The organism is Vibrio sp. AK197, from assembly GCF_053903115.1.
Genome location: NZ_CP096430.1, coordinates 1,468,313 through 1,494,419 on the forward strand (window position 1 = coordinate 1,468,313; position 26,107 = coordinate 1,494,419).

The following is a 26,107-nucleotide window of genomic DNA, read 5'->3' on the forward strand; positions in this document are numbered from 1 at the left end:
CCTTGATGTAGGAGTCTAGAAGTGAATAACACGATTACTGATATCGCATACAAAAGAGCGATCCTCGCCACACTAAGTAGTCTGACCGCGTTGGCTTTCGATAGCGCTGATATTGCGAGTATTCGAATTGAGTACTCGTCAAGCCTGCACTTAGTCAATGTGATCGTTTTCTCTCAGTTCACAACACATCGAATCAGCCATGCCGTCATGCTCGAAGCAGACAAAGCCCTGGAGGATTTGCTGAAAATAGAAGATGACCTAATCGACCTCATTGCTCAATACCGAGATCAAACGGAGGAAGCGTGATGCAATACGCCGCGATAACACTTTGTCCCGATGGCGGAATCGTTCGTCATGAAGAAACACAAGAAGTCGCCAATGTCCTTATTGGAGAATTCGATTCGCTGCAAGACGCGGTCAATCAAGCCTGTATGGTTCTGAATTGCAGTATCCTAAATCCAGCTGACTGCGGAATCATTAGTAAAGGTCACGGTAAAGGCGGGTTTATGTTGATGACTACGCAAGAACTTGTATCGGCATGACCCCCAGAGCTGAATCGACCGAAATCGAACTCTTTGACTTCCCATGGCAAGCCCCTTTAACACCTGTTGAAGCGGGCTGCTTGGCGTCTCGGTTTTCCTCTTACCAACCCGAGCCCGAAGACCTGTCTGTCATCGAACGTCAAATGTTTGAAGTAAACCCCCGCGATCATGAATGGCGCAAAAAGTTCTTTCAGGATGTGCCGATGTACTTAGCCAAGTATTTTGCCAAACGGTACATTGAGCTCTGTAAAAAGGCCGGCGCGAAAGTCGCAAATACATTTCTACGTCAAAAAATGGCACCGGCGACTGAGCGTGTCGGTTTAGTCATGCAGAAATACAAAGCACTACCAACGACACGCAAAGTGGCTTTATTGTCTAAAGAGCACGGTGAGGGTGAAAACTCATTTCATCCCGTGTTTTTTACAGAATATGGCCATCCAGAAGATATTGAACGCAAGCAAGCTTCGTTTGATTTTGAGCAAGCGGAAAAGCATCACAAGACAGTAAGAAATCGGATCCTTGCGGAGCTTGAGCAAGATGAATTGCGAGAAATGGCGTTCAAAATCGCTGAGATAGTGAATGCGCGTTTTCAAGTGATCAGTGGAAAAATTTCAAAGTTAGACGTTGAAGCCATCAACAAAACTTTGCCAATCAGTGAACACTATATACCGGAGGTCGATGGGTATGAGCAACTGGCTCAATTTGTCGAAGAATTCGGCATTAAAGCACCTCGCAAATACAAGAAGCAAAACGCACTCTCAGCGCTGAATGATATTTCACGCATGCTCAGCGACAAATGGTGGCTCGATAGGCTCGTGAAATCGCGCAAAATTATGCGTGAGCATCTGGCGATTGCGATGGGCCAAGTCTCTTCGAAAGCCTCACCATATGCTTCTTGGGACTGTGTTCGTGAGCACCAAGACCAACAAAAGCGCAATTGGGATTACATCAAGCAGCGTGAGCTTTTTGATGAAGAGACCGGTGAGCAAGCTGATCTGGCGGAGATGGTACTAAAGAGCGTCTCGAATCCTGCAATCCGCCGGCACGAACTGATGGTGCGTTGTCGTGGCTGTGAGGACATTGGTAACGAATTGGGCTTGCAAGGCTTGTTCCTGACGCTCACCACACCGTCTAAATATCATAACTCCTACAAAAAGGGCGGATTCATTGATCACTGGAATGGCGCCAGCCCCCGTGATGCGCAGTTGTACCTCAATAAGGTTTGGCAGCGTATCCGTGCCAAGTTAGGTCGTGACGGAATCCGTTGGTTTGGTGTTCGTGTCGCAGAGCCTCATCATGATGGTACGCCACACTGGCACCTGTTGATTTGGGTTAAACCGGAAGAGGTTATCCGAGTGCGTGACACCTTCATTTCCTACGCCACGCTCGAAGACCGCCACGAACTCCATCCAGAGCTTGAAAAAGAAAAGAAAAAGCCATTTCGAAAAGGGGCATACGTTGGCCCTATGGATTATCGGCCACGTTGCGACTTTGGCTTGATTGACCCAGAGAAAGGCACAGCGACAGGCTACATCGCCAAATACATTTCTAAGAATATTGACGGTTTTGCGATGGATGATGACGTCTCGGACGAGACCGGAAAATCCGTTAAAGACATGGCGAAAAACGTCAGTGCCTGGAAAAGCCGCTGGCGCATTCGCCAATTTCAATTCTTTGGTGGGGCACCCGTGACAACCTATCGTGAGTTGCGCCGCTTCGCCAACCACAACAAAAAAGCCTTTATGGACTACCTCTTTATGCAAGAGCGTGTCGACTTACTCACGATGTATTCGATGCTTCAACGTGAACTAGTAGGACCCATTAAGCCAAGCCGTTTAATCAGTAACAGAGAACTGATGGAGGTGATCGGCAATTGCTATCAGGCTCGAATTAAAGCCGGTGATGCCAGTGTGACCGACACGCTAAAAGCGGCCGATGAGGGCAACTGGCAAGGCTACATCATGGGGCAGGGCGGCCCATTCGTGAAACGCGATGATTTACTGATCGTGAATTCGTATGAAGTGCTGCCATTCGCTTCACCACACGGTGAAGAGGTCCGCAAAATCGAGGGCTTTAAAACACCAGAAACTACCATTAGAACTCGCCTTAGAGTCTGGACGATTCAAAAGAAATCAGAGTTGAGCGATGAAGCCGAAGCGTGTAACCAAGGGAGCGAAGCGACCGCAATTGGCGGCTTTGCCGCCTCTCGGAGTTCTGTCAATAACTGTACGGAGCCCTGCGAAGGTCAAGTCTGCGATCAGCTTAATCGGTTACTCAGTCCGAACCAAAAATTGGGTAAATCTCCACCTGTTTATGATGAGCCGGCTATTTCTGCATTACTCAAAGGCAGCAGTTTAAAAATTGATGAAGAGAAAAGTATTCAAATCCGCCCAGTGGAGGTAGATGAGTACGGTAATCGAAGACCCGCTCAGTTAGTCGAAGTTCGGAGAGATGTTTCCGATAGCCAAAATTGGACACACTTTGAAGGGTGGGATAAGGCTTTAGAAAATGTCGAAAGGAGTGAATACAGGCAGCCGAACTTATCCATATTTCCAGAGTTAGACACTGATTGGCCAATGACGGAGTAACGTATTTACCCACATCATTTTTATATCGCCATTTTCTAATGTAAAAGGACTAATTAATCCATAGTAGAAACCTGTATAGATATACAGTATATTACTGATGAGGTTGGTAAGGATATTGATATGTCAGACAAAAATGAATTATTCAAACAAGCACTAGAACTGGTGATCGATGGCGTTGCGTTAAGTGAAAGTGGTGCAGGAAGGTACATTGCAGGGCGCTATATACTCACTTTATTGATAGCTGATAACCCTGGACTCGTTGACGCCGAAAAAATAAAAGCCATTCAATCGATAATTGCAATGGCTGATGAGCAGGAAAGTCCAGCGTTTAAACTATAGCATCGATAGCTGGTGTTGAAGTTCTTTGCGTTGTTCTGGGGGTAAGGCTTGAACCATATTAAAGGCAAGTTGTGATGTCGTTTTCGCACTTGGGCTTAAAGTGTGACTATAAGTTAGGTTCATAACAAAGCTATGACCACATTCAGGTTCGCTACAAGAACAATATAAATCGGCATATTTAGAACTGATTCGGTTCGACTTTTGAATGCAACTTTTCGCGCCACACTCAGGGCAAAATACTCTCATTGGGCTACCTAATGCTTGCTGATTGACCGTTTAATATTACGCCATTTCACTGTGTTTTTGTACAGTTTTTTGAGGCAAAAAACGTCATTTTACCTACAATATCAGTGATTTTTTAAATGAAACCTAGTGTATATTTTATGGTTTGTTTTTATACAATAATGGACAAACTCATGGCTTTACTAGGTTATTGCGATATCAGTAATTTTAAGTTGACTCCAAAAAGCAAACACGCGGTGGCAGAAATACAAGATATCATGGATGCTGGTAACCTCATGGCTGGCGTGTTAGCGGCGACGCCGTTTTATTATATTTTTGGTTCGCCGGGCATCACGAATAGCCCTTTTGAAAAAATGATAACAATCAGAGAGCATGACTGGGAGCAACTTGGTCAATCTATGGCTTCTGTACCCAAGATTGTTAAAGGTCGTATTTATAAGGTTGCCGAGCCTATGACTTGGTCAACTAACGGACAAGAACGTAAGTTTTGGGAGTGTGTTTCAAATGCGTCATTATAAAGTACTTATCCTTCTAGCTTTATTAACGGGCTGCAGTAGCGAAGTGGATACTGAAAAACGTATCACCAATTGGGTCCAGAAAAGTGATCAGTGTGTCGCGGATGCTCGAGCGAGTGAATTCAGTTTTCCTAGTGATGAATGGTTTGATGCGCTTCCTTTAGAGCAAAAACGTAATGTTGTTGTTTATATTTACCAAGAAAGATTAACTAATTGTTTTGGGCCGGAAGCTCAGTCTTTGAAAACGGCGCTTGAGAAACATGACAACCAAACCTTGCTGAAGTTTTTCGATGGTTACGGAGCGTTTGAGGAGCCCGATGAAAGCCGTTTAGAAGGGGTGAACAAAGAAAAAGTAGCGATTTTTTCTAAGAACATTCCACTCTTTAACTTGGGGAAAGTAGGTCAGGAAATTCCTCTCTATGATTGATATAGAGGCGGTTAATAAATAGAAGATACTGATATAAATTAGACGGATAAATTCGAATGAATAAATTCATTTACTTCTTTATGTTTTTTTTATCATTTAAAGCATGGGCCTATCCTATGCAAGAACTATATGAAAAACTAGATATTACATCATTTAATAGTTCTTTAATGCCCATGATAGATTCTAAGCATGAATATAAAAATTTTAAAGATATCAATCAATTAGCTACTTCTATAACGGAGGATGAGATAATTATCGATAGTGAGTATTGGAAGTACTCTTTAAAAGTGATCAAGGTTAAAGGTTCTGATTTTTATGTTTGCTTCTCTGATAAAGCAAAAATGGGTTCCTATGATGCTCAATCACCTATGGTGCTCCGTAAATATAACGATATCTATATGGCTACGGCACGTAGAACAGCAGTTTGTGAAGAGTATGCTCGGTAAAAATATCATCGTGACTGGTAAAAGAGGCGGTTATTCCGCCTCTTTTGTTATTGTATCAAATTGAAGCTGCAGTGGTGGGCTACGCATGATTTCGGGGTCGCTGTTTACCTCATCCATAATGAGCTGACACACCGGAATGATCTCGTCCTTGGCGTACTCACTGCCAATTTTCGTCGGGTCACCTAAGCTGGTTGTCCCTTGTGGAATAATGCCGGCTTTACCCACAGGGAAGCGGTGACCCACTAAAATATCCTGGGCGGTAATGTTCTTAATTCGTTCAAACTCATCTTTCGTGGCAATGTCGCCAACGGGGATCAATTGAATCCCTTTCTCCCCGCCGTTGGGGATGTTGACAAACATGCTGCGAAAATTCCCCACGCCTTTTGAACTCGCAATCTTCTCTTTGAGCATTTGCTCGTCGTCATCGCTGAGGTTGGGGTCGGTGGCGTAAAAGATAAAGCCCATGTGCGCGCCGTTCTTGTAGTAGCGGCGACGAAATAGCGTGGCGTCTTTATTGAGTAAGCTGCTTTGCAAACTGCCTAGGTAATCGGGCAGACCATAAATCTGCTGTTGTAAATCTTCTTGAGGCAAGAAAATGATGTCTTTCGCTTTATAGGTGCGTTGAGTAAAGTCCCGTTCTAAGAGCGCAAAATCCCCATTTTTGCGGCGACGTAGGTACATACTCGGCAGCGGAAATAAACGCACCACACGGCCAAAGCCATCACGGATTTTAAGAAACGCCGCATCCCCAAAGGTGAAGTAGTTATTGCAAAAGGCTTGCACGTGCCGGCGCTTGGCGCCGCCTTTCACAAAGCGCGCTGCGACGTAATTGGCGCGCGCTTTTAATAGCGAGCCATGATAGGCATTCGCGCGTGAGGTTTCCGCGAGGCCCTGGCGAGAAATCGGTGGCTCCCAATAATCCTCGCCTTCGTTGTAATAGAGCTCCGAATACGAGGTCATCCAACTGTTGGAGTCGACGGCTTCAGGCGACGAATCGATATGGTAGGCTGACGTTGATGCGTCGCCAGGTTGGTATTGCGTTGTTAGTGTGTCGGTCATGCTGCAGTGGCCCAAGTTGATTTTGTTGGTTTGGCGTGGTCTAACGGCTCATTAATGATCGCGTGCGAGATGGCCCAGAACGCGTCGGCGTGTCCGGTGGTTTCGCTGCGCTCGGCTTTAAAGGTCATGGCGTTGCCACTTTGGGTCGGTACCCGTTTGATGGCCATGAACGCCATCGCGATGTCTTTGTGCTCGGCATCGAATTGCAGGCGCTTGGCCTCAACAATGTCGATCATCTTCATCACCAAACGGTTTTTGTTTTCGTTGCTGTAGTGAATCGCGTGGGCTTCTCGTGGATGGCGTTTGCTGATGAGGTCCCACACGCCGCCGCCAATACCGGTGGTATCGATGCCGATGTACGAGACTTTGTAGCGCTCAAACACTTTATCGATTTCCGCCACGTGGTATTGAAAGTTGAGTCCCTTCCAATAATGCTTTTCTAACACCCGAAACTTTTCGCCCGGAATCACGGGCGGCGCAATCACCACCAAACACGCGTTGTCTCGAGTGCGGCTTGGGTCGTAACCCAGCCACACTTCGCGCCGCGCAAAGGGCGATTTGGTTTTCGGTTTAAAGTCCTGCCACTGAGCCGAGTCCACCATGCCTTTTTCCAGGTCGGAGAACCGGAAGACGGAGAGGGCGCCATCGACAAAAATACACATAAAGAGGTTATCGAAATCGTCTTTACTGTATTCGTCCTGCAGCTCTTCAATATCAAATAAATCACAGCCGCCGGCTGCCGCATCCTCGATAGTGACGACGTAACGCCACTGTTTGTCTGGGCAGAGCACGCCGCCTTGGCGGTATTCATCAAAGGTCGGAAATTCAATGTTGGCGCGCGAGTCTTTGCCTTTACGCCATTGGTCACCGGTCCAAAACGGATACGCCTGGTGCATTTTCGATGACGGCGTTGAGAAATAAGTTTTGCGCCATTTCTTATGCGTGGCCATGGCTGAAGCAAGTTTGTTCAGCTCATCAAATTTCGGTATCCAAAAATATTCATCGACGTACACATGGCCATGATAACTTTGCGCGGTTTTGCTGTTGGTCGAGAGAAACCGCAGCTCGGCGCCATTAGACAAAATAATCGGGTTCCCACTGAGCTCAATGCCTAAGAACTCTTTGGCAATCGCGATGATGTAACTGCGAAACACTTCGGCCTGGGCGCGCGAGGCGGATAAGAATATCTGGTTGTCGCCGGTTAAAATCGCATCTTCTAACGCTTCACCGCTGAAGTAATAGGTGGCGCCAATTTGGCGAGATTTGAGGATGTTTCGAATTCGCTGCGTAATGTTGTCGCGCATGATGTGCTGATATTCAAACAGCGAATCATGCCAGGTCGCAAAGTCCTCAAGCGCCAGCTCACTAATGTCATTCTTCTTCCGTGACTTTTTCTTCTTATTTGGATTTGTTTCGCTCTTTGAATGAGGGCGTTCTTGATGCTTACGACGCTGATCTTGGCTTTGTCGCGGCTGCGCATCTTGCTGCTTTTCAAGGGCGCGTTGCTTTTTCAGCGCGGCATGATGCTTAATCAGCCGGTCCAACATATCGAGCTGGTTTTTGCTCGGCTCGGGCAGCTCGAGCAACGTCTGAATGCGATTGGAAATCGCCTCATCAATGGTTTGTTCACGCAGCATATCGCGCCAACCAAACTTATCGGCCCAGTAATAGAGAATGCGCTCATTACCCAGCTTTAATTCGGTGGCGATTTCACGTGGCGTCCAGGCTTTTAAGTAAAGCGCTCGGGCGGCTTGTCGTACTTCGGGAGAATAGGCCATACGCGCATCATACGCTGTGAAATGTGGCAAATGACGGACTCAAATTCGGCTGGTTTCGGATAGGGCTTCTATCCGAATTGACCCGAACACAATTGGCTGAAAGCCGACATTCAAAGGCGTATTGTTGGCCGTATTCGATAGGCATTTGACGCAATTGAGCTAGGCAAATTACAACAATGAGCAAAACCAGTGATTGGAAAATCGTTGCCACTGAGGGCGCGACTGTTGATGGCCGCCAAATCAGCGCAGCGCAAATTAAAGAGATGGGCGAGTCCTACTCGCAAGACGTGTATCCCGCTTTAATTTGGCCAGAGCATTCCCGCTCTCATTGGAATGTGTTTGCTGGCAATAACTGGGGCGAAGTGCCCGAAGTCAAAGCCGAAAAGCGCGGCGGCAAAATGCGCCTGCTCGCCAAAATTACCCCAAACGACTATCTACTCTCGGCCAATAAAAAAGGTCAAAAGCTTTACTCATCGATTGAATTGCATCCCGACTTTCAAGGCACCGGGCGCGCGTACCTCGTCGGTCTTGCTGTGACTGACTCTCCTGCATCCACGGGGACGACGCGCCTGACCTTTTCACGCCAAGAAGGCGAAACGCACGAAATTGAAACCGACTCGCTTGAGGTGATTGAGCTCACTGAGTTTTACACCTCAAGTCGTTTAGCGGCCGCGTTCGCCACCCTTGCAAGCCACTTCCAATCTAGCGGTGAGCTGCCCACGCTGACTCCCGCCGAGCCTGAACCGGAGGACACCACCGTGACCGAAGAAGAACTTAAGGCCGCACTCAAAGAGAACTTTAGTGCCTTCAAACAAGAGCTGAAAGACGAACTCAAGCAAGAGTTTGCGCAGCCAAATCCAGAGTCTGAGCCTGAGCCGTCTAGTGATATGGCGGCGCAGTTCGCGGCCACGCTGGACGACAAACTCAATCCACTGCTTGAAAAAGTGGCAGGACTTGAAACCAAATTCGCCGAACTTGCCAATGAAGTGCCTGGACAAGAGCCACAGGGTACCGGCGTTGATGACAAGTTCTCTACCGCGGAGATTTTCTAAATGTTGAATGCGATTTCGACCAAATACCTTCAAGAATACACCGCGGCGACGCTGTCGGCGGCCGGTGCCGATGCCGGCGTTGGGATGTTCAATCTCACGCCGCCAATGGAAACCAAATTGCGCCAGGCGATTATGCTCTCGGATTCGTTCCTTGGCATGATTTCGTTGCTGCCTGTGCAGCAAATCAAAGGCCAAGTGGTCGATGTCGGTAACGACGGCCTCTCAACCGGTCGCGGCGATGGCGAGCGTTTTAGTGTCGAAGTGGGCCAAAGTGGCAATACGTACGAGCTGGTCAAAACCGATTCCGGTGCCCACATCCTATGGGAAATCATGACCCAATGGGCGAACTCGGGCTCAAAAGGCCAATGGCTCAAGATGATGCAAAGCGCAATCGCGCGTCGCTTCGCACTCGATATGCTGCGCATTGGGTTTAACGGCACCTCGGTAGCCGCGGTCACCAAGCCCAAAGACAACCCACTCGGCGAAGACGTCAACAAAGGGTGGCTGACCATCGTCAAAGAGAAGAAAGGGACACAGGTTCTGGCTGCCGCTAATCTCGATGCGACGGGTAAGTCCGCGGATTCTTACAAGAACTTGGACTCCCTGGTGCAAGACTTGATCAACACCACGATTGCGCCTGAGCATCGTCAAGATCCCGATTTGGTGGTGTTAGTGGGCTCGGAATTAGTCGCTGCGGAGCAGCACCGCTTACTCGAATCGGCCGAGACGCCGACCGAGCACAAAGCGGCGCAGAGCCTTGCCAAAACCATCGCAGGCAAAACCGCCTACACGCCGCCGTTCTTCAAGCCAACCAGTATTTGGGTGACCAACGTGAAGAACCTGCAAATCCTAACCCAAGAAGGCACGCAGTGGCGCCGCCAGAAAAACGATGAAGACACGCTTCGCTATAAGCAAAACCATATTCGTATGGAAGGCTACGCCGTGGGCAACTTGAACAAGTTCGCTGCGATTGAAAACGTCACGGTCGTTGAGCCGGCAGAATCTGAAGCGGCCGCTTAAGGAAATTAGTCATGGTTAGCCCATTAGCCCGTCAACGTCGTCAGCTTCTTGATTCGCACGCTAACCAAGTGGCATCGGAGCGCGCCTCCGATGCCAATACTCAAAGCCTGCACATTAAGCTCATCGACTTTGAAGAAGACAGAAAATACCTGCGCCGATTGAATGCCATTGCCCAGCGCGTCGAGCACAAGCGCAGCGTCCTGGTCCCGAAATACAAAGCGTATGTCGAAAATTATCTCGCCAGTGGTGAGGTGTTTGAAAACCCGATTTTCACCAACATGGTGATTTGGCTGTTTGATGTCGCTGACATTGAGACCGCCATCGATTGGTGCTTGAAAGCCATTGCGCTCGATTTACCCACGCCTGAGAACTTTCGCCGCGATTGGCCAACGGTGTGCGCCGATGAAGTGTTGGCCTGGGCGGAAAAAGAATCCGAGCGCGGTCACTCGATTGAGCCGTACTTCACCAACGTGTTTGAGAAAATTCAGCACGATTGGCAGCTTCATGAAGAAGTTGAGGCCAAGTGGTACCGCTTTGCCGGCTTGCATCTGATCCGAAACGAAGAGGGGCAGCCGCAAGCAACCAGTATTGGCCGGATTGAAACGCTTGAAAAAGCGCGAGACCTCCTAGAGCTGGCCCACGACAAGTACGACAAAATCGGGGTGAAAACCCAAATCAAGAAAATTGAGCAGCGCCTACGCGCCCTCAAAGAAAACACGAATCTTTAAGACTCCTACGCCGCCGCGCTCGGCTGGCGAGGCACGAGTAGCCATAGCTCACTCAATGCCGTCGACCCAGTGGCTAGAGCGCCTTTATTAGAGAAAAGGGTTTGCGATGTTTGCAGGTTCAACCGGCGCCAATTATCAAGACACCACCATCACCAACGATGGGTTTTGGCCCGACATTAACGCCGGGGATTTTGAGCAGCGTCGCGGTATACCTGCCGCGCAAGATGGCCAGCGCATTGCGATTGCGCTCGTGAACGCCATGGCAGAAGTGAATCAGCAGCTCGCACGACTTAAAGCCCGCTATGAAAGCCAAGGCCATCAACACGTGTCAGACGTCAAAACCTTTCCTGTGCTTGAGGGTAAAAACCGCGTGGAATACCAATACGAGTCTGCGGTGTTTGCTAGGGCCAAAGCGGATTTACTGCCCGATATCGCGACGGTGCACACCAAAGACAAGGGTGATCATTTAGCGGAGCGCAGCGAACAAACGCGAAGCGAATTACTCGCAGAAAGTCAGCGCATCATTCGCAACATGAAAGGGCTCAATCGCTCTTCGGTGGATTTGTTATGAGCACGCAATATCAAGCGGGTTATAAGCTGCGTGACCTCAAAGCGTTTTTGGGCTCTGTGGTGGGCGAGAAAATCGCCAAGCGCATGGAGTGTGAAATGGGCCGAGTCGAGCTCAAGCTGCAAAGCAAGAACATGGGCCACGGGTTTGATCTGTTGTATCAGCGTTACGAGGCGGATTTCTATTTCGATAAGTTTCCGTTTACCCATTATGACCCCGCGGTGCTGTTTGCCAACGTTGGCGCCTGGCTGATTGATAACGACGCGTCGCGCTTTGACCATGATGACTTAGACGACCCCGAAGTTGATGTGGTGATGGAAGATGAAAAGAGCGCCGAGGTGCTGATTTCGGTGACGTTCGAAGAGCCGGTCAAAGTGATTCAAGACGACAACGGCCCCATCACTTGGCGAGGCCAGAGCTGGCGCATTGAAGAGTATGACATTTGGCAGGCCGAGCGGGTGAGCGATGTGGTGAGCCACCGTGCTTGAGGTGCGCGCCGATAAGCGCAGTTTTCTGCGAATGAAGGAGCAGCTCGCGCTTTTAAGGCTCGATAAAAAGGCGCGAACTCGGGTGCTTAAAGTTTTGGGTAAATACATTACCAAAACCACCAAAAAGAACATTCGTGCCCAGCGCGACCCCGAGGGGAATCCGTGGCCAAAACGCAAACGGGGACGGCGAAAAATGCTGCGCGGCTTTACCAAAAAGCTCAAGTATTTTCAAAAGAATGACCATCGTGTTTTGGTGGTCGGTTGGCCGTCAAGACGCGGCACCATCGCACTCGCTCACCATAGTGGCGAGGCGCAAAAAAGCGGACTGCAGCAACGTTTTAACCAGGCAAAGAAAGCCAACGAGCCTAAGAAAACCGACCCCGCGACACGTGAGCAAGCCAAAGCGCTGCGCGATTTAGATTTTAGGCTGCCAGCAACGGGCCGGCAGAAGCGAGGAAAGAAACCGACGCTCAAGTTCATCATGCAAAACATGACGGTGGCAGAGGCGGCCAAAGTGATTAGCGATTTAGAGAACAAACACCCCGCTCGCAAGTGGGATATCGACCGCCCCGAGCGCCGCTTAATTGGCATCAGCGCCAGACGCGCCGCGATGATCATCAAGCGGGAATTAAACCGAAACAGGAGTAATTAGACATGGCATGGCCTACCGTCATTATCAAAATTTTAAACCTGATGAACGGCCCCATTGCTGGGGTGGAGCATCACTTTCTCTTTGTCGGGTTCGGTGCGGTTCAAGGCGCTGAGCGAAACCTCATCATGGTCGACGCTACGACCGATTTAGATGACGCGCTCGCCCAGGCGAATACCTCACTACTGGCCACGGTGACGGCCGCGCAGCTCAATGGCAAAAGCGAGTGGACTGCAGGCGTGATGATCATCGATGAAAAAGACAACTGGCAAGACGCGGTATTTAAGGCCAATGAGACCTCAAGCTTTGAAGCGTTTGTCCTCGATTTCCCCGCGGCCGATAAAGCGCTGCTTGAAAGCGCGGTGGCGCTGCGTACCGAGCTCAAAAGCAAGCTCGCCCGTGAAACCTTTGCGATTTGCTGCTTGCCCGAGATTGATCGCAGTGAAGACGGGCAATCGTGGGCGCAGTGGTTAGCGAAAACTGTCGCCATTCCCAAAGGTATCGCCAGTGAATACATCACCGTGGTGCCGCGCGTTCACGCTGATGGCTCAACGCTCGGTAAATATTGCGGGCGCCTCGCCAACCAAGAAGTGTCGATCGCTGATTCACCGGCGCGGGTCAAAACCGGCAGCGTGCTCGGCAGCACCGATTTACTGACCGACAAAGACGGCAAAGCGCTTGAGCTTTCTGTGCTTCGCACGCTCGAAGAAAATCGCATTGCGGTGCCAATGTGGTACCCCGATTATCCTGGTCAATATTGGACGACGGGCCGAACCCTCGATGCGCCTGGCGGTGACTATCAAGATATTCGCCATATTCGCGTGGCCATGAAAGCGGCGCGTAAAGTTCGCGTTCGCGCCATCGCGCGCATTGCTGACCGTGAATTCAACTCGACACCGGCCAGCGAAGCCAGCGCCAAACTCTACTTTACCCAAGATTTACGCCAAATGGCGGTGGTCAGCAAAATTGGCGATTACGAGTTTCCAGGCGAAATCAAACCGCCAGAAGACGGCGACATCACCATTACCTGGGCAAGCAATGAAGAAGTCGAAATCTTGCTTGCGGTTCAGCCTTATGAGTGCCCCGTGAAAATCACGATTGGCATCATGATCAAGCAATAATCAGGAGCGATAGCGATGAATGCTCGTTATACCGGTCGAAGCTTCGACGTCAATATTCTCGGCGTGTTGGTCCACGTCGAGTCGGCCTCGGCCACCATCAATGATGAATCCGCCGTGGATAAAGAGCGCGGTATTCCCACTGGCTTCACCCATGGCGCGGTGAGTTGTGAAGTCGAGTATGAGCTCGACCTCAACAACTTTCGCAAGCTGCAGCAAAAAGCGCGTGAAGCAGGGAGTTGGCGCGCCGTGCCGGCTCATGACTGCATGTTCTATGCGAACACCGGGGATGAAGAAGACAAAATTGAGCTGTTTGGCGTCAAGCTGCAAATCTCAGATTTGCTGAGTGTGGATCCCAACAGCAGCGACAAAAGCAAACGCAAACTGACCGGCTTTGTCACCAGTCCCCATTTTGTGCGCATCAATGGGATTTCCTACCTGAGTGCGGATGATACCCGCGGCTTGATGTAAGCCATTACCAAAGAGAGGGCGTTTCAATGCCGGATTTTATCGATCATGCCAGTACTCAGGAAACGAAATTCACCGAGATGGCGATTGCCCATCAACTTAAAAGAAGCGTGCAAACCACGGCGCAGGAAAGTGCCAAAGAATGCCTGGAATGTGGTGAGGTCATCCCCGAAGGGCGCCGATTGGCGATCGTGGGCTGCCGTTACTGTGCGACCTGCCAAGCTGAATTGGAGTAACGCCATGAGAGATTGGTATGACAAAGTCACCACTGGAACGGCTTATTTGATGTCACTGCTTGGCATGACGTTCAGCAAACTGACATTCGAGCAGTGGTATTTCATCCTGTCGCTGGTGATCGGTCTTGCCGCTTTGGGGTTGAATTACTGGCACAAACGCGCGATGCAACGCATCGCCCAAGAAAAGGGGATTGCGCTCAATGACGCTGACTAAACGCATTATTTGCTCGGTGGCCGCGGTGATCGGGTTGGTCACCGGTGGAATCGCGCTGAATAACCAAGAACGACCTGTTGGTCAAGTGACGCTTGGCTCAGAGACAGTGGCGACGCTGCGTATTAGCCCTGTGGGTTTGGAGATTATCGGCAGCGCTGAAGGGTGTCGCCAAACACCTTACACCTGCCCATCGGGGCTTATCACCAATGGCATTGGTAATACCCACAATGTGACAGGAAAGACGGTATCGCTCGAGCAAATCGCGGCCGACTGGGTGGCGAACTTAAGCGATGCGGAGCGCTGTATTACTCAAGCTGAATCCCAATCGGGCGAGAGGATGTCGCAAGGTGAGTTTGATGCCTTTACCTCGTTTAGTTTTAACACCGGATGCGAGCGGTTCAAACGCAACCGAGACGGCAGTGAAACCGAGATTTATCGGCGAATTAAACGAGGCCAATTTGCGAAAGCGTGTGATGAGCTTCAGCGCTGGGTGTATGGCGGCGGGGTGAAGCTCGAAGGCTTAATTCACAGACGGGAGCAGGAATATGCTCGCTGCATTGCCATTTAAACGTCTTAAGTTGGCCAAATGGTTTGGGCTGGTTTTGGTTGGAGTGATCATGGTGTCGATGTGGTTGATGTTAAAAGCCAGCCGCGCGGAGCAGATGGCCTTAAGGGCGCGGCTTGAGAAGGCACTCGTGACCAACCAAGTGAGTAAAACGACGATTGATGCGCTAACGAAACAAAGTGAAGCGGCCAATCGGCTTTTGGTTGAGCGGGCCAGAGCGCAAAGCGAGAAAGAGGCAAAGCTCAATGACGATATTCAACACCTTCGTGACAGGCTCAACGATGAGCCCTGTTATCAAAAGCCTTGGCCTCGCGATGTTACTGAGCGGCTGCGCGAGCCGTACTGAGGTAGTAATAAGCCCGATGTTGCCGCCGGCTGGGCTTATCGTGCCTTGCACTAAACCCACACTCAAAGCCACGACGCCAAGCGTCACCGCGAGTGACGATGTCCCGAGATTAAAAGCGGCGCTGAGCCAATGCGCTCAGCAAGCCGAAGATTATTTGAACTGGCGCAAGCAGCGCGAAAAGACAAAGAGGAATACCCATGACTAAACCTGCTTTTACCTCCAAACCGGTGATTGTGACTGTTGGCCCAACGGATTTTGAATTCACGCCAACGGTGCAAGATGCGAACAACTACACCAATGACATGATGCCGAATAACAAAGTGGCGCCGGCTTACGCGTATTTAACGCGCACGGTAAAACCTGAGCAAAAAGACGAGCTAACGGGGCTACTCGATAGTGTGCCAGGACTGACCATTGAGCTGTACGCGACGGTGAGCAGCGCCTCCAAAGGTGGGATTGAAATCTCGCTAAAAAAATAACCCAAAGGGCAAAGCGCATCGAGGATAACCCCATCGAACAAGCCTTTGCCCTGCGCCGTCATTTTCTGCCGAGTGAGCCCGATGACGAGCAGAGTTTAAGCCGAGCGATTTGGCTTGATAAACACCAGTTCGAGCGAGAAGAGCGAGCCGTCATGAGCGCCATTAGCCGTTTGTTTAAAAAGTAAGGCCAGTAATACGCGATGAGTATGGACAAGCTATTAATGCACGTGGCCCTGGTTGACCAAGTGACTAAACCACTGCAAGGCATTACCAAACAAGTGCAGTCATCCATGAATGTGGGCCGTCAAGGTCTGCAAAACATGGCCTCCGGCGGCGCAGGGTTGGTGGCGACGGGCTTTGCGATTCAAAACGCGCTGATGCCGGCGATTGAAATGGATCGCAAACTGGGCGAGGTGAAATCACTTGGCGTGGCCGATCATGCGTTAAAGCAGCTTCAAGCTACGGCGCTCAATTTCTCGGCCGACTATGGCAAATCGGCGACCGACTTTGTCGCGGCTTCTTACGATATTCAGTCGGCCATTTCCGGCTTAAATGGCGATGAGCTGTCGCAGTTTACCCGCGCTTCGGGCGTGTTGGCCGCGGCCACCAAAGCCGATACCGCCACCATCACCAGTTACATGGGCACCATGTACGGCATTTTCAAAAACCAAGCGGCCGAGATGGGCAAAGCGGAGTGGGTGGACGATGTGGCCGGTAAAACCGCCATGGCCGTGCAAATGTTCAAAACCACCGGCTCGGAAATGAGCCGCGCGTTCACCAGTGTTGGCGCCAATGCGACCTCGGCAGGTGTGGCGATGTCTGAGCAAATGGCGATTTTGGGGACCTTGCAAGCAACCATGAGCGGCAGCGAAGCGGGGACCAAGTATCGAACGTTCTTAGCCGGTGTGGCGAATGCCCAAGACCGCCTTAACTTATCGTTTACCGACAGCCAGGGCCAAATGCTGCCCATGCTCGATATCTTGGACAAACTCAAAGGTAAGTATGGCGACACCTTAAGCGTGGCCGAAGCCGCTGACTTGAAAAAGGCATTTGGCTCGGAAGAAGCGGTCAGCATGATTAAGCTTTTGATGGCTGACACCGATGGGCTGGCGAGCAGTATTGAGCAACTTGGTCAAGTCCAGGGCATGTCCAAAGCCGAACAGATGGCCGGTGCGATGACCGACCAATGGGAGCGATTGGAATCGGCATGGTTTGCGGTGCGTGCGGCGGTGTTTGGCGCGATTCTGCCGTCGATTAATAGCCTGGTCGGCTCGATAGCGGATGGTTTGACCGTCGTGACCGGCTGGACCGATGAATTCCCCTTCCTCACGCAATTATTCGCGTACGCGGCGGTCGGTGCACTCGCCCTTGGCGGGGTGGTCGCGTCACTGTCTCTCATTATGGGTATTGGCCAAATGATGTCTGGCGGCTGGGCGGTGACCATGGGCGCCTTAAATGGCGTGATGAAGCTATTTCGCATTAGCACCATTGCGACCACGGCCGCCGCTTGGCTGTTCAATGCCGCGCTTTGGGCGAACCCTATTACTTGGGTAGTGGCGGGGATTGCGTTACTCATTGCTGGTGTTGGCGCGGTGATTTATTGGTGGGACGATTTAACCGCCGCGTTTAAAGACACCGCGTGGTTTAAAGTCATTTCCGGTGCCATTGAAGGGATTGTGGATTTACTGAATTTGATCCCAGGTGTGGACATTGAGTTTGGCAGTGATGCGGATACGCCAGAAGTGAGTACGGCGGTCGAAGCTGAGCGCAATGCCCCCAAAGCGATTGAGACGGTGGCCTTTGAGGCGCCCGAGATGCCAAGCTCGATGACAGGCAGCATTGCTGATTATAAGCAGCCTAGTAATACGCCGACGCTGCCGGCCAGTATGGTCCAAAACGTCACCACAACCACACAAAAGCAGGGCGCCAAAACCACCTCGTACGGTGACGTGTATATCACCGCGCCCAACGGCATCACACCCGACCAACTTGCAGAATGGGACGAACTCAATGCCGGATAAACGATACATTGATATCAAAGTTATTGATGGAGGATGGCAAATGGATGCAGGGCAGCAGCCGACCGAGTGCAGCGATTTGTACAGCATCGCCCAGGACATCAAACACGCCATCATGGAATCGGGGCTGGCCCGTTTGCTGGTTGCCGAGCGAAACCCAGCCCTGCGCGCCGACGTTCTGGTGCAAATCGAACAACTGGCGGAGCTGGACACAAGATTAATCCCTGGCACCGCCACGGCCACGGAATCCGAGGTTGGCCACATTGATTTAACCGCCACCGCCTATGACTACGGCGACTTGACCATTTCAGTCTAAGAGAGGGGCTATGAGTAAACGACCAACGGCCGACTTTATCGATATCCTGAGTGAATCCGGTGTGCCGGTGACCGAAGCCGACTTTGAACAAACGCTTAAAAGTGATGTGTTGAGCGCCGGCAGTCAAATCTCGAATGACTCGGAGATGTCGCCGTTTTGGCGCTGGGTACGCGCTGCGGTAGTGACGCCGAGTGTGTGGCTGATCCGCACCTTATTGGCGGGGCACATTATGCCCAATATGTACGTCGGGACCGCTGAGCGCTGGGCGCTCAAACTCAAAGCCTGGGAGCATAACATTGAGCCCAAAGAGGCCGAGAGAACCCAAGGCTATATCACCTTAACCAAGGCGAATGCCGCCGATGCGGTGACCGTGGAAGCGGGGAAAATTATACAAACCCTGCCCATTGAAGGCGTGGTGTATCAAATGGAAATTCTGGAAAACACCGTCATTGAGGCTGGGCAGTTGACCGGGCAAGTCCTAACTCGCGCCATCGAGCCCGGCTCGGCTTACAACCTGCCTGCTGGCTATTTCAATATCATTCCCGAAGAGTTACCGGGCATTGTTGATGCGGTGAATGAATCAGATTGGATAACCCAGCTTGGCGCCGAAGAAGAGAGCGATGAAGAGCTCGCGCTTCGCATCCAAAACGCGTTCACCAGTTCCGGCGAATGGCACATCGATGATGTTTACCGATCGATTATCGCTAGCATCGCCGGCATTCGTAGTGACAATATCTATTTCAATAACACCGGGCATATTACCCCAGGCAGCGCCGAGGCATTGATTCTGATGGAAGTGGGCGCGACGCCGCAACCGGTACTTGACCAACTGAATCAATACATCATGGAGCAAGGCCATCATGGCCATGGGGATGTACTGACATGCAAAGCGATCCCCGATAGCCCTCAAACCATGGTGGCAGAGGTGGTGTTCGTGGCCAACTTAACCGATTTACAAATCGTCAATGAGCTCGAAGAAGTGGAAGGGCGCATTCGCGCGGCGTTTCGTGAAACCGCTGCCTACCCAGAGATGACGCGCTCCAAGCCACTGAGCCGCTTTAGTTTGTCGCGGCTGGGCAGTGAAATCCACACCCACATGGCGCTGGTGAACTCGGTGAGGTTCACCGTAGGCGGAAAAGTCCAAGAAGACATTGTGAGCGGTCTTGAGCAGCCGCGTCTTCAATCTCTGATTGTAAGAGAGCTTGAAGATGGCTGAGCACAACGCGCCCAAACTGCCAAAAACCATCATTCCTTGGTGGCAAGATGGCAGCACGACCAGTGATGAGCTGAAAGAGCCTTACTTTCTTTCAAAGGGAGTATCGACGTATTTGAGCCGGTTGCGAGGCTGGTTACTGTTTCCGCTCAATCAAATGGATGCGCTGACCTGCAGCGAACGCTCCCTCAAACTCATTGCCTGGGACCGTGACATTACGCGCTTTGAAGGGGAGCCGCTTGGCCTGTTTCGAAAGCGTGTGAAATACGCGGCGATTAACGCTAAAGATGCCGGCAGCGTAAGAGGCTTTAAACGCATTTTTGAGCGTCTGGGCATTGGCATCGTGGCGTTTAAAGAGCGTGAAAACCCAGAACAATGGGACGTGTGCACGATTGAACTGAGCGATGGGGATATCTCAAGCAATGCCCGTCTAGCGCAAACCCTCATCGAGCAATATGGCCGTACATGTCGCCGCTACCGTTTTGAGGTGATGTTCAACGTGTCGGTCTCCATGGGCAGTGCCGCGCTGTCTCACTCTCGCCATCTATATGTGGCGAAAGAAACCCACGGCCTAAACATCGAGTTCAAACCGCAGCCTATCCAAAACCGTCAACAGGGCTTTATCGCCCGTCTCTGACAAAAGGAAATTCATGGTATGAGTCAAACCGTCATCCCACTTCAATTTGAGCAGTATTTGCAAAACCAAATTAGCTCGGGCAAAGCGCCGGACATGAATGAAATGGTGTTTGCGTACATTCCAGAATTGGATCCGAGCGCGCCCATTGACCGCGCGAACGGTCTGCCGGACAAAAGCCTTTGGGTTCACACCCAGCGCATCGACCAAGTTGGTAAAATGGGCGAGAACGCGCTCGCGTATTCCGTCGTTATTCCCAGCAATCAACCGCTGTTTACATTCAACGCGATTTACCTTCACGATAATAACGTGGCCAACTCTTGCGGCATGGTGGTGCACAAAGCCGACGAGACCAAAGAGCTCGGTATGGCCATCACCAAATCACTGGTACAAGCCTATGATGGCGCCGCTAAGGTGGTGGGTATCGATGTCGATGCGGCGACTTGGCAGATAGATTATCAGGCGCGGCTTTTTGGTATCGAGGAAGAGATGCGCCTGACTAACCTTGATACCTATGGCCACACTGCCTTTGTCGATGGGTTTGAGGTTGCACCAACCGAGGATGAAACGGAGTACACAGTCTCTGCCGGTGATGTGTATGTCGGCGGTCTGCGCGCCATCTTGGATGAGACCATCACGCAACGTGTGGAAACCAAGCCGTGCACCTTTTATGTCGATGTCGTGCGAGAGGGCTCGGAGCTCTCGGTGTGGAAAAACGCCCCGACGATTTTAGTCTCTGAAGATGACTTAACCGATTATGTGGACACCCAAGGTCACGCCCATTATTTGGCGAAATTAGCAAGCATCGATGCCAATGGAACCGTGATCGACTTGCGCGTCAAAGGCGGCCTTGCCAAGCATGAGCAAGAAGATAACCCGCATAAGCAATATCCGCTCATGACCGAAACGCAGTGTTTGGAATTTAATCCCGAGCGCGCATACCGACTAGGCGAGCTGTGCTTTACCAAGGATGCGGATACCGGCGCAGTGCGTTACTGGCAGTGGTATTCCAACGTTGAATCGCTGGCCGGCATGGACCCCACAAGCCCAGACAACCGCCGCCCTGGTTGGGAAGACAGCACCAAGCCGTGGTACTGGAATCCGTACGTACCAAAACTCCCTGGTGAAACGCTCGGTTGGGACTCCGATGATATCCCAGAAACCATGGTTTTAGCGATTGGCCAGCAATTGCCGGTGGCGGTGTATCACCGTTTGGCCAAGGCAAAACCGCATTGGATTGATGAAACGGACAACACCTTAATTAATGTTCCTGACCGCCAAGGGCGTTTTACCCGCGCTGCGAACGGCTCAAGTTGGCTGGTTGGTGACACACACGAGCATGCGATGCAGGTGATCAAAGGCAGCTTTGGTTATTTGTGTGCAACGCGAAATAACGCAACCGCGTTTGGTAGTGGGCCGTTTACTCGCGGGGCGTCCGCTGGGCAAGGTCGAGGCTCCGGTGATAGCACCGCGTTTCGAATCGAATTTGATACCTCGAATTCTACTGCCAACACCGGCGATGAAACGCAGCCACTTGGTTACATTGAATGGGTAGGGTACGCACTATGAAAATGAAGTTTTGGACTTTTGATGAAGACACGCTGGAAGTCAACCCCGTTGCTGTCGAGCTAATTCGCCAATCAAAGATGGATGAATACCCGAAACGCGCCTTACTGACGGAGCCACTACCTAAGGTGGAAGGTAAAGCGGTGGTTGTGAGCAAATTCGAGCATGGACGCCCGACAACAACGAAATACGTCACCGACCTACGGGGTGAAACGCTGTATTCCATCGAAGACTGCAGCGAGACCCAAATCATGGAGTCGCTCGGCGATGTACCAAAAGGGTGGACGCCCGAGGTGCCGAGCTCGCATTACTGCGTGTGGCAGGGTGAGCAATGGAGCGTCGATACCAGCGCGAAGCACATTGCCGAATTTAACCAAGTGGATGACGTTCGCCGTGACCGCTACGCCCAAATGGTAGACCCACTGATTGTGGAAGCGGTGATTAAACGCTTGCAAGGCGATGAAGATGGCGCCAAAGCGCTCGAGCAACAAGCGCTCGGCGCGCGTGCCAAAGTCCAAGCGGAAAACCCATGGCCGGAGGCGGTTTAGCGTATGTGGCGTGAATCAAAACTGAGCTGGCCAAGCCGCGCGCAGGCTATTCAAACTCAAGCGGAATCGGTCACTGGCCAAGTGGGTAGCACCATGAAAGAGGCGCTAGGCCGGTTATCCAGTCTTCAAAGTGACGCCCAGTTTGGGCGTCATGCTTTAAGCAGTGACGCCGAGGCGCTGCTTGGTTTACGTGGTGAGCTAGAGGCTTTGTTATCGACCGGAACGGTGCTCACCGTTTCGCCGTATCAATTCAATGTCGGGACGAAGCTAGAGTCGGGAAGCTATCTCAATCCGCAAACGGCCGTGAATGTGTTATCGGCAAAATTACGGGATTTTGCGGATAAGCATCGGCCCACGGGGAATATTCATTGTATTGCGATGATGGCCACGGCGTCTCAGCTTAATCCGTTCGCGAGTAAGTTGGCGCAGCTCACGCATGTGCTGCCTTTGCCAGATTGGTGCCAGGTGGCGCGGCAAGCCCAGGCGCTCACCACTAATGAGGTGGATAAGTTTCATCAACCGGCGGGGATTCGCCAGCCACGCTTTAAGCCGATGGCGCACCTGAATTCTAATCCACTGCGGGGCGCGCTTACTGGGCAAGGGGCGCAAATCGCCATGCTCGAGTCATTGGCCGATGATGCCACCGATGTGATTGGAAAACTGCAGGCGCTGGCTACTAAGCGCGAAAGCAAATTGAGCGCCATCACAGAGAAAATCAATGCGCTGAAGAATGTCCAGGGGAGCGTGTATTCGTTCTCGATGTCGGGCAATACCGAAAGCTTAGCCACGCAACTGAGCCAAGCTGGCGCGCCCAATAAACATTCTTTGACGGTGGCAAGCCTGTTGCTCAGCGCTGAGCCGATGCCGTTTTTCGAAGCGCTGCTAGGAGGATAACGATGTTAGCACTTGATGGGATGCCGGTGAATTTGGACTCGATGAAAGTCGAGATGTCGATGGAGCTCAAAGACCAAGACATGAGCGGCCAATCGTCTGGGACCGACACGGCGGAGCAGGGCGACAAAGGCAAGAAGCTCACTTTCAGTGGGCGCGTGTCGTTTGTGAATGTAGGGACATTGACCCAGCTTTACACACTCGCATCAGCCAAGAACGACGCAAACGAGCGCAAGGTGTATCGCATCGGTAACGATATTGCGCTGGCGCTCAAAATTCGTAACGTCAAATTTACGGGGCGGATTAATGCTAGCGAGCACGATACACTGCAAGCCTGGAACGTGTCGTTTGAGCTGCGCGAGTTTAACAGTGTCGCCGAGCAAAAAGAGCAGCGAGCGAAAGCGCAAAGTCAACCCGAGCAGCGCGACAATACTCGCCTAAAACAAGCGCTCATCAACGCTGAGGAAGCCACGCAATGAAGCTAGACAAACGCCTGTTTATTAATGATGAAGAAGTTAATTTGGCGAGTCACATGGTGAGCTTAAAGCTCTCGCTGGGTAGCGTGGCCATCTTCAAAATCAAAGCCGAAACCGCGCCTAATCGCCTTGATTTGGTTCGTTTTGATATCGGCTATGAAAACAAACTCGCACCTTGGTTCGAAGGCTTTATTGAAAAAGTGCACAGCGCCGAAAACGGGTACTACAAAATCACGGTCAAAGAGCTTGCCGGTATTTTAAGTAAGCGTTGGCCGATAAGCATTGAACATCCGACAGCCCAAGAGATAATTGAAAAACTCTCCACCCTCACTGGGCTTGAGTTTAATCTACCCGAGGCCGATTACATGACCACGCGCATTCCCAACTTTGTGTGTCATGGCTCTGGGTATCAGTGTTTAGAGCAAATCGCTCGCGCTTTTTCGGTCCCTGACTGCATTTGGTATCAGGGTACCGACCAGGCGATTTATTTTGGTTCGTACGAACACAGCCATTTTGCCAACAAACCGATGCCACTGCCCAAAGAGTTCACGAGCCGGCAGAGCGGGAATAGTATTACCTTTGTGCCGTTTCCGATGCTGCGGCCGGGCAGGGTGATGAACGACAAACGCGTCACGCGTTTGGATTTGATAGACGATGAAATGACCGCGTATTGGCAAGACAGTCAAAGCGATGTCTTGGCCAAAAAACGCGAAACCTTGCAGCAGTTCCCCGAACTTGCGGCTGGGTACCATTTACCCAAGTTTGGCCGCGTGGAAGCGGTGCGCGATGTGGTTAAAGCCGGTCAAGTCGCAGACCCATTTCGTCCACGTTATGCCATCGATGTTCAGTTGCTCGATGAACACCTGCAGCCTGATTTAAGCGTGCCGGTGTATCAATCCATTCCGTTGCCGGTTCATATGAGTGGCCATGAATCTGGATTATTATCCTATCCGCTTGAAGGGAATGTCGTTGACATCGTGTTCGCGTATGGCCGTAACGATAGGCCAATCATACGTGGCATTTATGGGCGTGAGCATGCGCTGCCCTCAATTGAGCCTGGCGAGCAACTTCAACAGCAACGCGACGAAGTCAACAACCGAATCGATCCGGTTGGCAATATGACTTACCAAACAGACCAAACGCAAACCTCAATCGCGTTTGAGCAAATCGATAAAGCCGACCGCTTCCAGGGAAAGTATGGCCAGCACCATATTGACGTTAGCGAGCACAGCACGGAAGAGGTGAAAGGCAAGAAGCTGATTGAAGCGCTGGGTGCGATTAACTTGCTAGCGGGTGATGATATTGTTTTGGGGAGCTTAGGGAACATGCAAACCGCCACGGCAGGGGATTTGGTGGAAACCATCGGTAAGGTTCGCCGAAGCATCGCGGCAGAGCATCAATGGCTTCAAGCGCCTAAGACATGGCTAGGCTCTAAAGAGGAAAATGTTTTAGTACTTTTATCCGAGCTTATGCAAGTCGTGAAAGAGCTTGCTGACACATTAGCCACTCATACTCACAGTGGTGTAGCGCCAGGTAATGCCATGACACAGCCTCCCGCTCAAGCAAGTGCTATGACCAATCATGGCACTCAGAGTTCCGAACTCAAGACCCGCCTAGATCCCATTTCTCAATCAAACTAACATAATAACGGTTCAAGAGGGATAGCAAATTTCAAGCCCATACCGTCATGGGCTTGTATTTATTTGTCTTTTGATATTAATTGAAAGGGTAAAATTAAAAGGCTTAAAAGTAGAGCATAAAGCATTGGCAGCAGAGCTACACCAACCCCCACAAAAGTTGCTTCTACATCAAAATAGCCTTTTGAAAACGTTAGTATTACTCCTAGAATTAGTCCAAAAAAACCGGCAAAAATAGAGGTTAAAATGACGTATTTGAAACAGTCATGATCTTTCTTCGTCAATAAGAAAACTAGAATACTTGGAACACAAACCAAAGACAGACTTGTCAAATCAAAGTAGTTAATCAAATCTTGGCCATTGATCAGTGCACGCAACACAACAAGTGATGTTACTACTAAGTATAGAGTTAAAAATGCGCGTTTCATTATCGTTACCACCAATATCCATACATTATTCTATTTGGATCTCTCGGCAATGATAACATTGATTCACGATCATCCATGTAACGTCTTTTAAAGTTATTGCGCTTAGCTCCCATTGGGGCAAGGTTGGTAATTGCCTCTACTAACTTTCTTAGTTGAGGGTCTGATAAAGGAGTACCTCGTTCAAGTGCTTCATGGAGTTCTGGGACAAGTAGTTTGTACCACTCATTTGCTTTCTGCTTACCTGATATTTGCCCGTAAATCTGCTCTACAGCACTAGATATAAATGACGTCGACATCTATGGTTCCTTTGTTACTAACTTGCTGTGCATTATACTGTTTTATGATTGTTAAGTAATTGTTCATATTGACTATTTTTGTAGGCATAATGACTACCAATATACTTGGAATGACTATCGAATTAGGCGTGCAAAGGCACTGATGCATATATAATATGTTGCCTATATAAATTATATTAATTTAGGCGTAACCGTTTTCACTGTGCTGACGTATTG

The 26,107-nt window shown here is 50.6% G+C and carries 36 protein-coding genes; 31 read left to right on the forward strand and 5 right to left on the reverse strand.

All coding sequences use genetic code 11. From position 1 onward, the window contains the following. Positions 1-21 precede the first annotated feature (21 nt). From M1D72_RS13985 to M1D72_RS14000, 4 genes are all read left to right on the forward strand, one after another. Positions 22-306 (forward strand): hypothetical protein, encoded by a 285-nt coding sequence (locus M1D72_RS13985; protein ID WP_456297291.1) that lies wholly within the window; start codon positions 22-24, stop codon positions 304-306. Beyond that, entirely contained in the window at positions 306-542 is a 237-nt protein-coding gene (locus tag M1D72_RS13990) for a hypothetical protein (protein WP_456297396.1), read from the forward strand. The genes M1D72_RS13985 and M1D72_RS13990 overlap by 1 nt, the downstream gene beginning before the upstream one ends. Next, positions 539-3,130, forward strand: a complete 2,592-nt coding sequence (locus M1D72_RS13995; protein ID WP_456297292.1) for a replication endonuclease — start codon at positions 539-541, stop codon at positions 3,128-3,130. Before M1D72_RS13990 ends, M1D72_RS13995 begins: the two co-directional genes overlap by 4 nt. A gap of 120 nt (positions 3,131-3,250) precedes the next feature. Next, complete coding sequence (locus M1D72_RS14000) at positions 3,251-3,469, forward strand: hypothetical protein (protein WP_390190094.1); 219 nt, start codon at positions 3,251-3,253, stop codon at positions 3,467-3,469. On the opposite strand, the gene M1D72_RS14005 is transcribed toward M1D72_RS14000, so the two are convergent. Continuing rightward, positions 3,464-3,715, reverse strand: a complete 252-nt coding sequence (locus tag M1D72_RS14005; RefSeq protein ID WP_456297293.1) for an ogr/Delta-like zinc finger family protein — start codon at positions 3,713-3,715, stop codon at positions 3,464-3,466. The genes M1D72_RS14000 and M1D72_RS14005 overlap by 6 nt on opposite strands. A 170-nt stretch (positions 3,716-3,885) precedes the next feature. On the opposite strand from M1D72_RS14005, the gene M1D72_RS14010 reads away from it, so the two are divergent. From M1D72_RS14010 to M1D72_RS14020, 3 genes are read left to right on the forward strand one after another with little or no spacing between them, the layout of a single operon-like run. Further along, positions 3,886-4,230 (forward strand): hypothetical protein, encoded by a 345-nt coding sequence (locus M1D72_RS14010; RefSeq protein WP_456297294.1) that lies wholly within the window; start codon positions 3,886-3,888, stop codon positions 4,228-4,230. After that, positions 4,217-4,654, forward strand: a complete 438-nt coding sequence (locus tag M1D72_RS14015) for a hypothetical protein (RefSeq protein ID WP_456297295.1) — start codon at positions 4,217-4,219, stop codon at positions 4,652-4,654. The genes M1D72_RS14010 and M1D72_RS14015 overlap by 14 nt, the downstream gene beginning before the upstream one ends. A 56-nt stretch (positions 4,655-4,710) precedes the next feature. After that, complete coding sequence (locus tag M1D72_RS14020; protein ID WP_456297296.1) at positions 4,711-5,100, forward strand: hypothetical protein; 390 nt, start codon at positions 4,711-4,713, stop codon at positions 5,098-5,100. Between the two features lie 30 nt (positions 5,101-5,130). Here the strand turns inward: M1D72_RS14020 and M1D72_RS14025 are convergent, their stop codons facing one another. Beyond that, positions 5,131-6,159, reverse strand: a complete 1,029-nt coding sequence (locus M1D72_RS14025) for a phage portal protein (RefSeq protein ID WP_456297297.1) — start codon at positions 6,157-6,159, stop codon at positions 5,131-5,133. Continuing rightward, on the reverse strand, positions 6,156-7,937 hold the full coding sequence (locus M1D72_RS14030) for a terminase large subunit domain-containing protein (RefSeq protein WP_456297298.1): 1,782 nt from the start codon (positions 7,935-7,937) through the stop codon (positions 6,156-6,158). The genes M1D72_RS14025 and M1D72_RS14030 overlap by 4 nt, the downstream gene beginning before the upstream one ends. Before the next feature lie 176 nt (positions 7,938-8,113). Between M1D72_RS14030 and M1D72_RS14035 the strand changes: the two genes are divergently transcribed. The 24 genes from M1D72_RS14035 (at position 8,114) to M1D72_RS14150 (ending at position 25,170) form a co-directional block, all read left to right on the forward strand. Beyond that, a complete protein-coding gene (locus M1D72_RS14035; RefSeq protein ID WP_456297299.1) occupies positions 8,114-8,989 on the forward strand; it encodes a GPO family capsid scaffolding protein in 876 nt (291 codons plus the stop codon). Further along, the gene (locus tag M1D72_RS14040) at positions 8,990-10,009 is read left to right on the forward strand and encodes a phage major capsid protein, P2 family (RefSeq protein WP_456297300.1); all 1,020 of its coding nucleotides are present in this window, start codon (positions 8,990-8,992) and stop codon (positions 10,007-10,009) included. Positions 10,010-10,020: 11 nt separating this feature from the next. Then, positions 10,021-10,737, forward strand: a complete 717-nt coding sequence (gpM, locus tag M1D72_RS14045; RefSeq protein ID WP_456297301.1) for a phage terminase small subunit — start codon at positions 10,021-10,023, stop codon at positions 10,735-10,737. 106 nt (positions 10,738-10,843) lie between these two features. Beyond that, complete coding sequence (locus tag M1D72_RS14050; RefSeq protein WP_456297302.1) at positions 10,844-11,308, forward strand: head completion/stabilization protein; 465 nt, start codon at positions 10,844-10,846, stop codon at positions 11,306-11,308. Beyond that, positions 11,305-11,793: a phage tail protein gene (locus tag M1D72_RS14055; RefSeq protein ID WP_456297303.1), complete on the forward strand. Its 489-nt coding sequence runs from the start codon at positions 11,305-11,307 to the stop codon at positions 11,791-11,793. The genes M1D72_RS14050 and M1D72_RS14055 overlap by 4 nt, the downstream gene beginning before the upstream one ends. After that, positions 11,786-12,445, forward strand: a complete 660-nt coding sequence (locus M1D72_RS14060) for a phage virion morphogenesis protein (RefSeq protein WP_456297304.1) — start codon at positions 11,786-11,788, stop codon at positions 12,443-12,445. The genes M1D72_RS14055 and M1D72_RS14060 overlap by 8 nt, the downstream gene beginning before the upstream one ends. Positions 12,446-12,447: 2 nt before the next feature. Then, on the forward strand, positions 12,448-13,563 hold the full coding sequence (locus M1D72_RS14065; protein WP_456297305.1) for a DUF2586 domain-containing protein: 1,116 nt from the start codon (positions 12,448-12,450) through the stop codon (positions 13,561-13,563). Positions 13,564-13,578: 15 nt separating this feature from the next. Further along, positions 13,579-14,031, forward strand: a complete 453-nt coding sequence (locus M1D72_RS14070) for a phage protein (protein WP_390190070.1) — start codon at positions 13,579-13,581, stop codon at positions 14,029-14,031. 26 nt (positions 14,032-14,057) lie between these two features. Then, a complete protein-coding gene (locus tag M1D72_RS14075; protein ID WP_456297306.1) occupies positions 14,058-14,264 on the forward strand; it encodes a TraR/DksA C4-type zinc finger protein in 207 nt (68 codons plus the stop codon). Between the two features lie 4 nt (positions 14,265-14,268). Continuing rightward, positions 14,269-14,478, forward strand: coding sequence for an HP1 family phage holin (locus M1D72_RS14080; protein WP_456297307.1), 210 nt, complete (start codon positions 14,269-14,271; stop codon positions 14,476-14,478). Then, positions 14,465-15,046 (forward strand): lysozyme, encoded by a 582-nt coding sequence (locus M1D72_RS14085; RefSeq protein ID WP_456297308.1) that lies wholly within the window; start codon positions 14,465-14,467, stop codon positions 15,044-15,046. The genes M1D72_RS14080 and M1D72_RS14085 overlap by 14 nt, the downstream gene beginning before the upstream one ends. Continuing rightward, the gene (locus M1D72_RS14090) at positions 15,024-15,389 is read left to right on the forward strand and encodes a hypothetical protein (RefSeq protein WP_456297309.1); all 366 of its coding nucleotides are present in this window, start codon (positions 15,024-15,026) and stop codon (positions 15,387-15,389) included. Before M1D72_RS14085 ends, M1D72_RS14090 begins: the two co-directional genes overlap by 23 nt. 16 nt (positions 15,390-15,405) lie before the next feature. After that, on the forward strand, positions 15,406-15,594 hold the full coding sequence (gene lysC / locus M1D72_RS14095; protein WP_456297310.1) for an Rz1-like lysis system protein LysC: 189 nt from the start codon (positions 15,406-15,408) through the stop codon (positions 15,592-15,594). Continuing rightward, a complete protein-coding gene (locus M1D72_RS14100; RefSeq protein ID WP_390192981.1) occupies positions 15,587-15,868 on the forward strand; it encodes a putative phage tail assembly chaperone in 282 nt (93 codons plus the stop codon). Before lysC ends, M1D72_RS14100 begins: the two co-directional genes overlap by 8 nt. A 107-nt stretch (positions 15,869-15,975) precedes the next feature. Next, positions 15,976-16,053: a hypothetical protein gene (locus M1D72_RS14105; RefSeq protein ID WP_456297397.1), complete on the forward strand. Its 78-nt coding sequence runs from the start codon at positions 15,976-15,978 to the stop codon at positions 16,051-16,053. A 15-nt stretch (positions 16,054-16,068) separates the two neighbouring features. Further along, positions 16,069-17,889 (forward strand): phage tail tape measure protein, encoded by a 1,821-nt coding sequence (locus M1D72_RS14110; RefSeq protein ID WP_456297311.1) that lies wholly within the window; start codon positions 16,069-16,071, stop codon positions 17,887-17,889. Further along, positions 17,879-18,202 (forward strand): DUF2590 family protein, encoded by a 324-nt coding sequence (locus M1D72_RS14115; RefSeq protein WP_456297312.1) that lies wholly within the window; start codon positions 17,879-17,881, stop codon positions 18,200-18,202. Before M1D72_RS14110 ends, M1D72_RS14115 begins: the two co-directional genes overlap by 11 nt. A gap of 10 nt (positions 18,203-18,212) precedes the next feature. Next, complete coding sequence (locus M1D72_RS14120) at positions 18,213-19,418, forward strand: baseplate J/gp47 family protein (RefSeq protein WP_456297313.1); 1,206 nt, start codon at positions 18,213-18,215, stop codon at positions 19,416-19,418. Next, positions 19,411-20,052, forward strand: coding sequence for a phage tail protein (locus tag M1D72_RS14125; RefSeq protein ID WP_456297314.1), 642 nt, complete (start codon positions 19,411-19,413; stop codon positions 20,050-20,052). The genes M1D72_RS14120 and M1D72_RS14125 overlap by 8 nt, the downstream gene beginning before the upstream one ends. Positions 20,053-20,070: 18 nt before the next feature. Next, a complete protein-coding gene (locus tag M1D72_RS14130; RefSeq protein ID WP_456297315.1) occupies positions 20,071-21,618 on the forward strand; it encodes a phage tail-collar fiber domain-containing protein in 1,548 nt (515 codons plus the stop codon). Continuing rightward, entirely contained in the window at positions 21,615-22,163 is a 549-nt protein-coding gene (locus M1D72_RS14135) for a hypothetical protein (protein WP_456297316.1), read from the forward strand. Before M1D72_RS14130 ends, M1D72_RS14135 begins: the two co-directional genes overlap by 4 nt. 3 nt (positions 22,164-22,166) lie before the next feature. Then, on the forward strand, positions 22,167-23,057 hold the full coding sequence (locus M1D72_RS14140) for a hypothetical protein (protein WP_456297317.1): 891 nt from the start codon (positions 22,167-22,169) through the stop codon (positions 23,055-23,057). A 2-nt stretch (positions 23,058-23,059) separates the two neighbouring features. Continuing rightward, positions 23,060-23,533, forward strand: coding sequence for a baseplate complex protein (locus M1D72_RS14145; protein ID WP_456297318.1), 474 nt, complete (start codon positions 23,060-23,062; stop codon positions 23,531-23,533). After that, positions 23,530-25,170 carry a hypothetical protein gene (locus M1D72_RS14150; protein WP_456297319.1) on the forward strand — a complete coding sequence of 547 codons (1,641 nt, stop codon included), beginning with the start codon at positions 23,530-23,532 and terminating at the stop codon, positions 25,168-25,170. Before M1D72_RS14145 ends, M1D72_RS14150 begins: the two co-directional genes overlap by 4 nt. A 59-nt stretch (positions 25,171-25,229) precedes the next feature. On the opposite strand, the gene M1D72_RS14155 is transcribed toward M1D72_RS14150, so the two are convergent. Further along, positions 25,230-25,595, reverse strand: a complete 366-nt coding sequence (locus M1D72_RS14155; protein WP_456297320.1) for a hypothetical protein — start codon at positions 25,593-25,595, stop codon at positions 25,230-25,232. Between the two features lie 5 nt (positions 25,596-25,600). After that, complete coding sequence (locus M1D72_RS14160; protein ID WP_456297321.1) at positions 25,601-25,891, reverse strand: hypothetical protein; 291 nt, start codon at positions 25,889-25,891, stop codon at positions 25,601-25,603. Positions 25,892-26,107 lie beyond the last annotated feature (216 nt).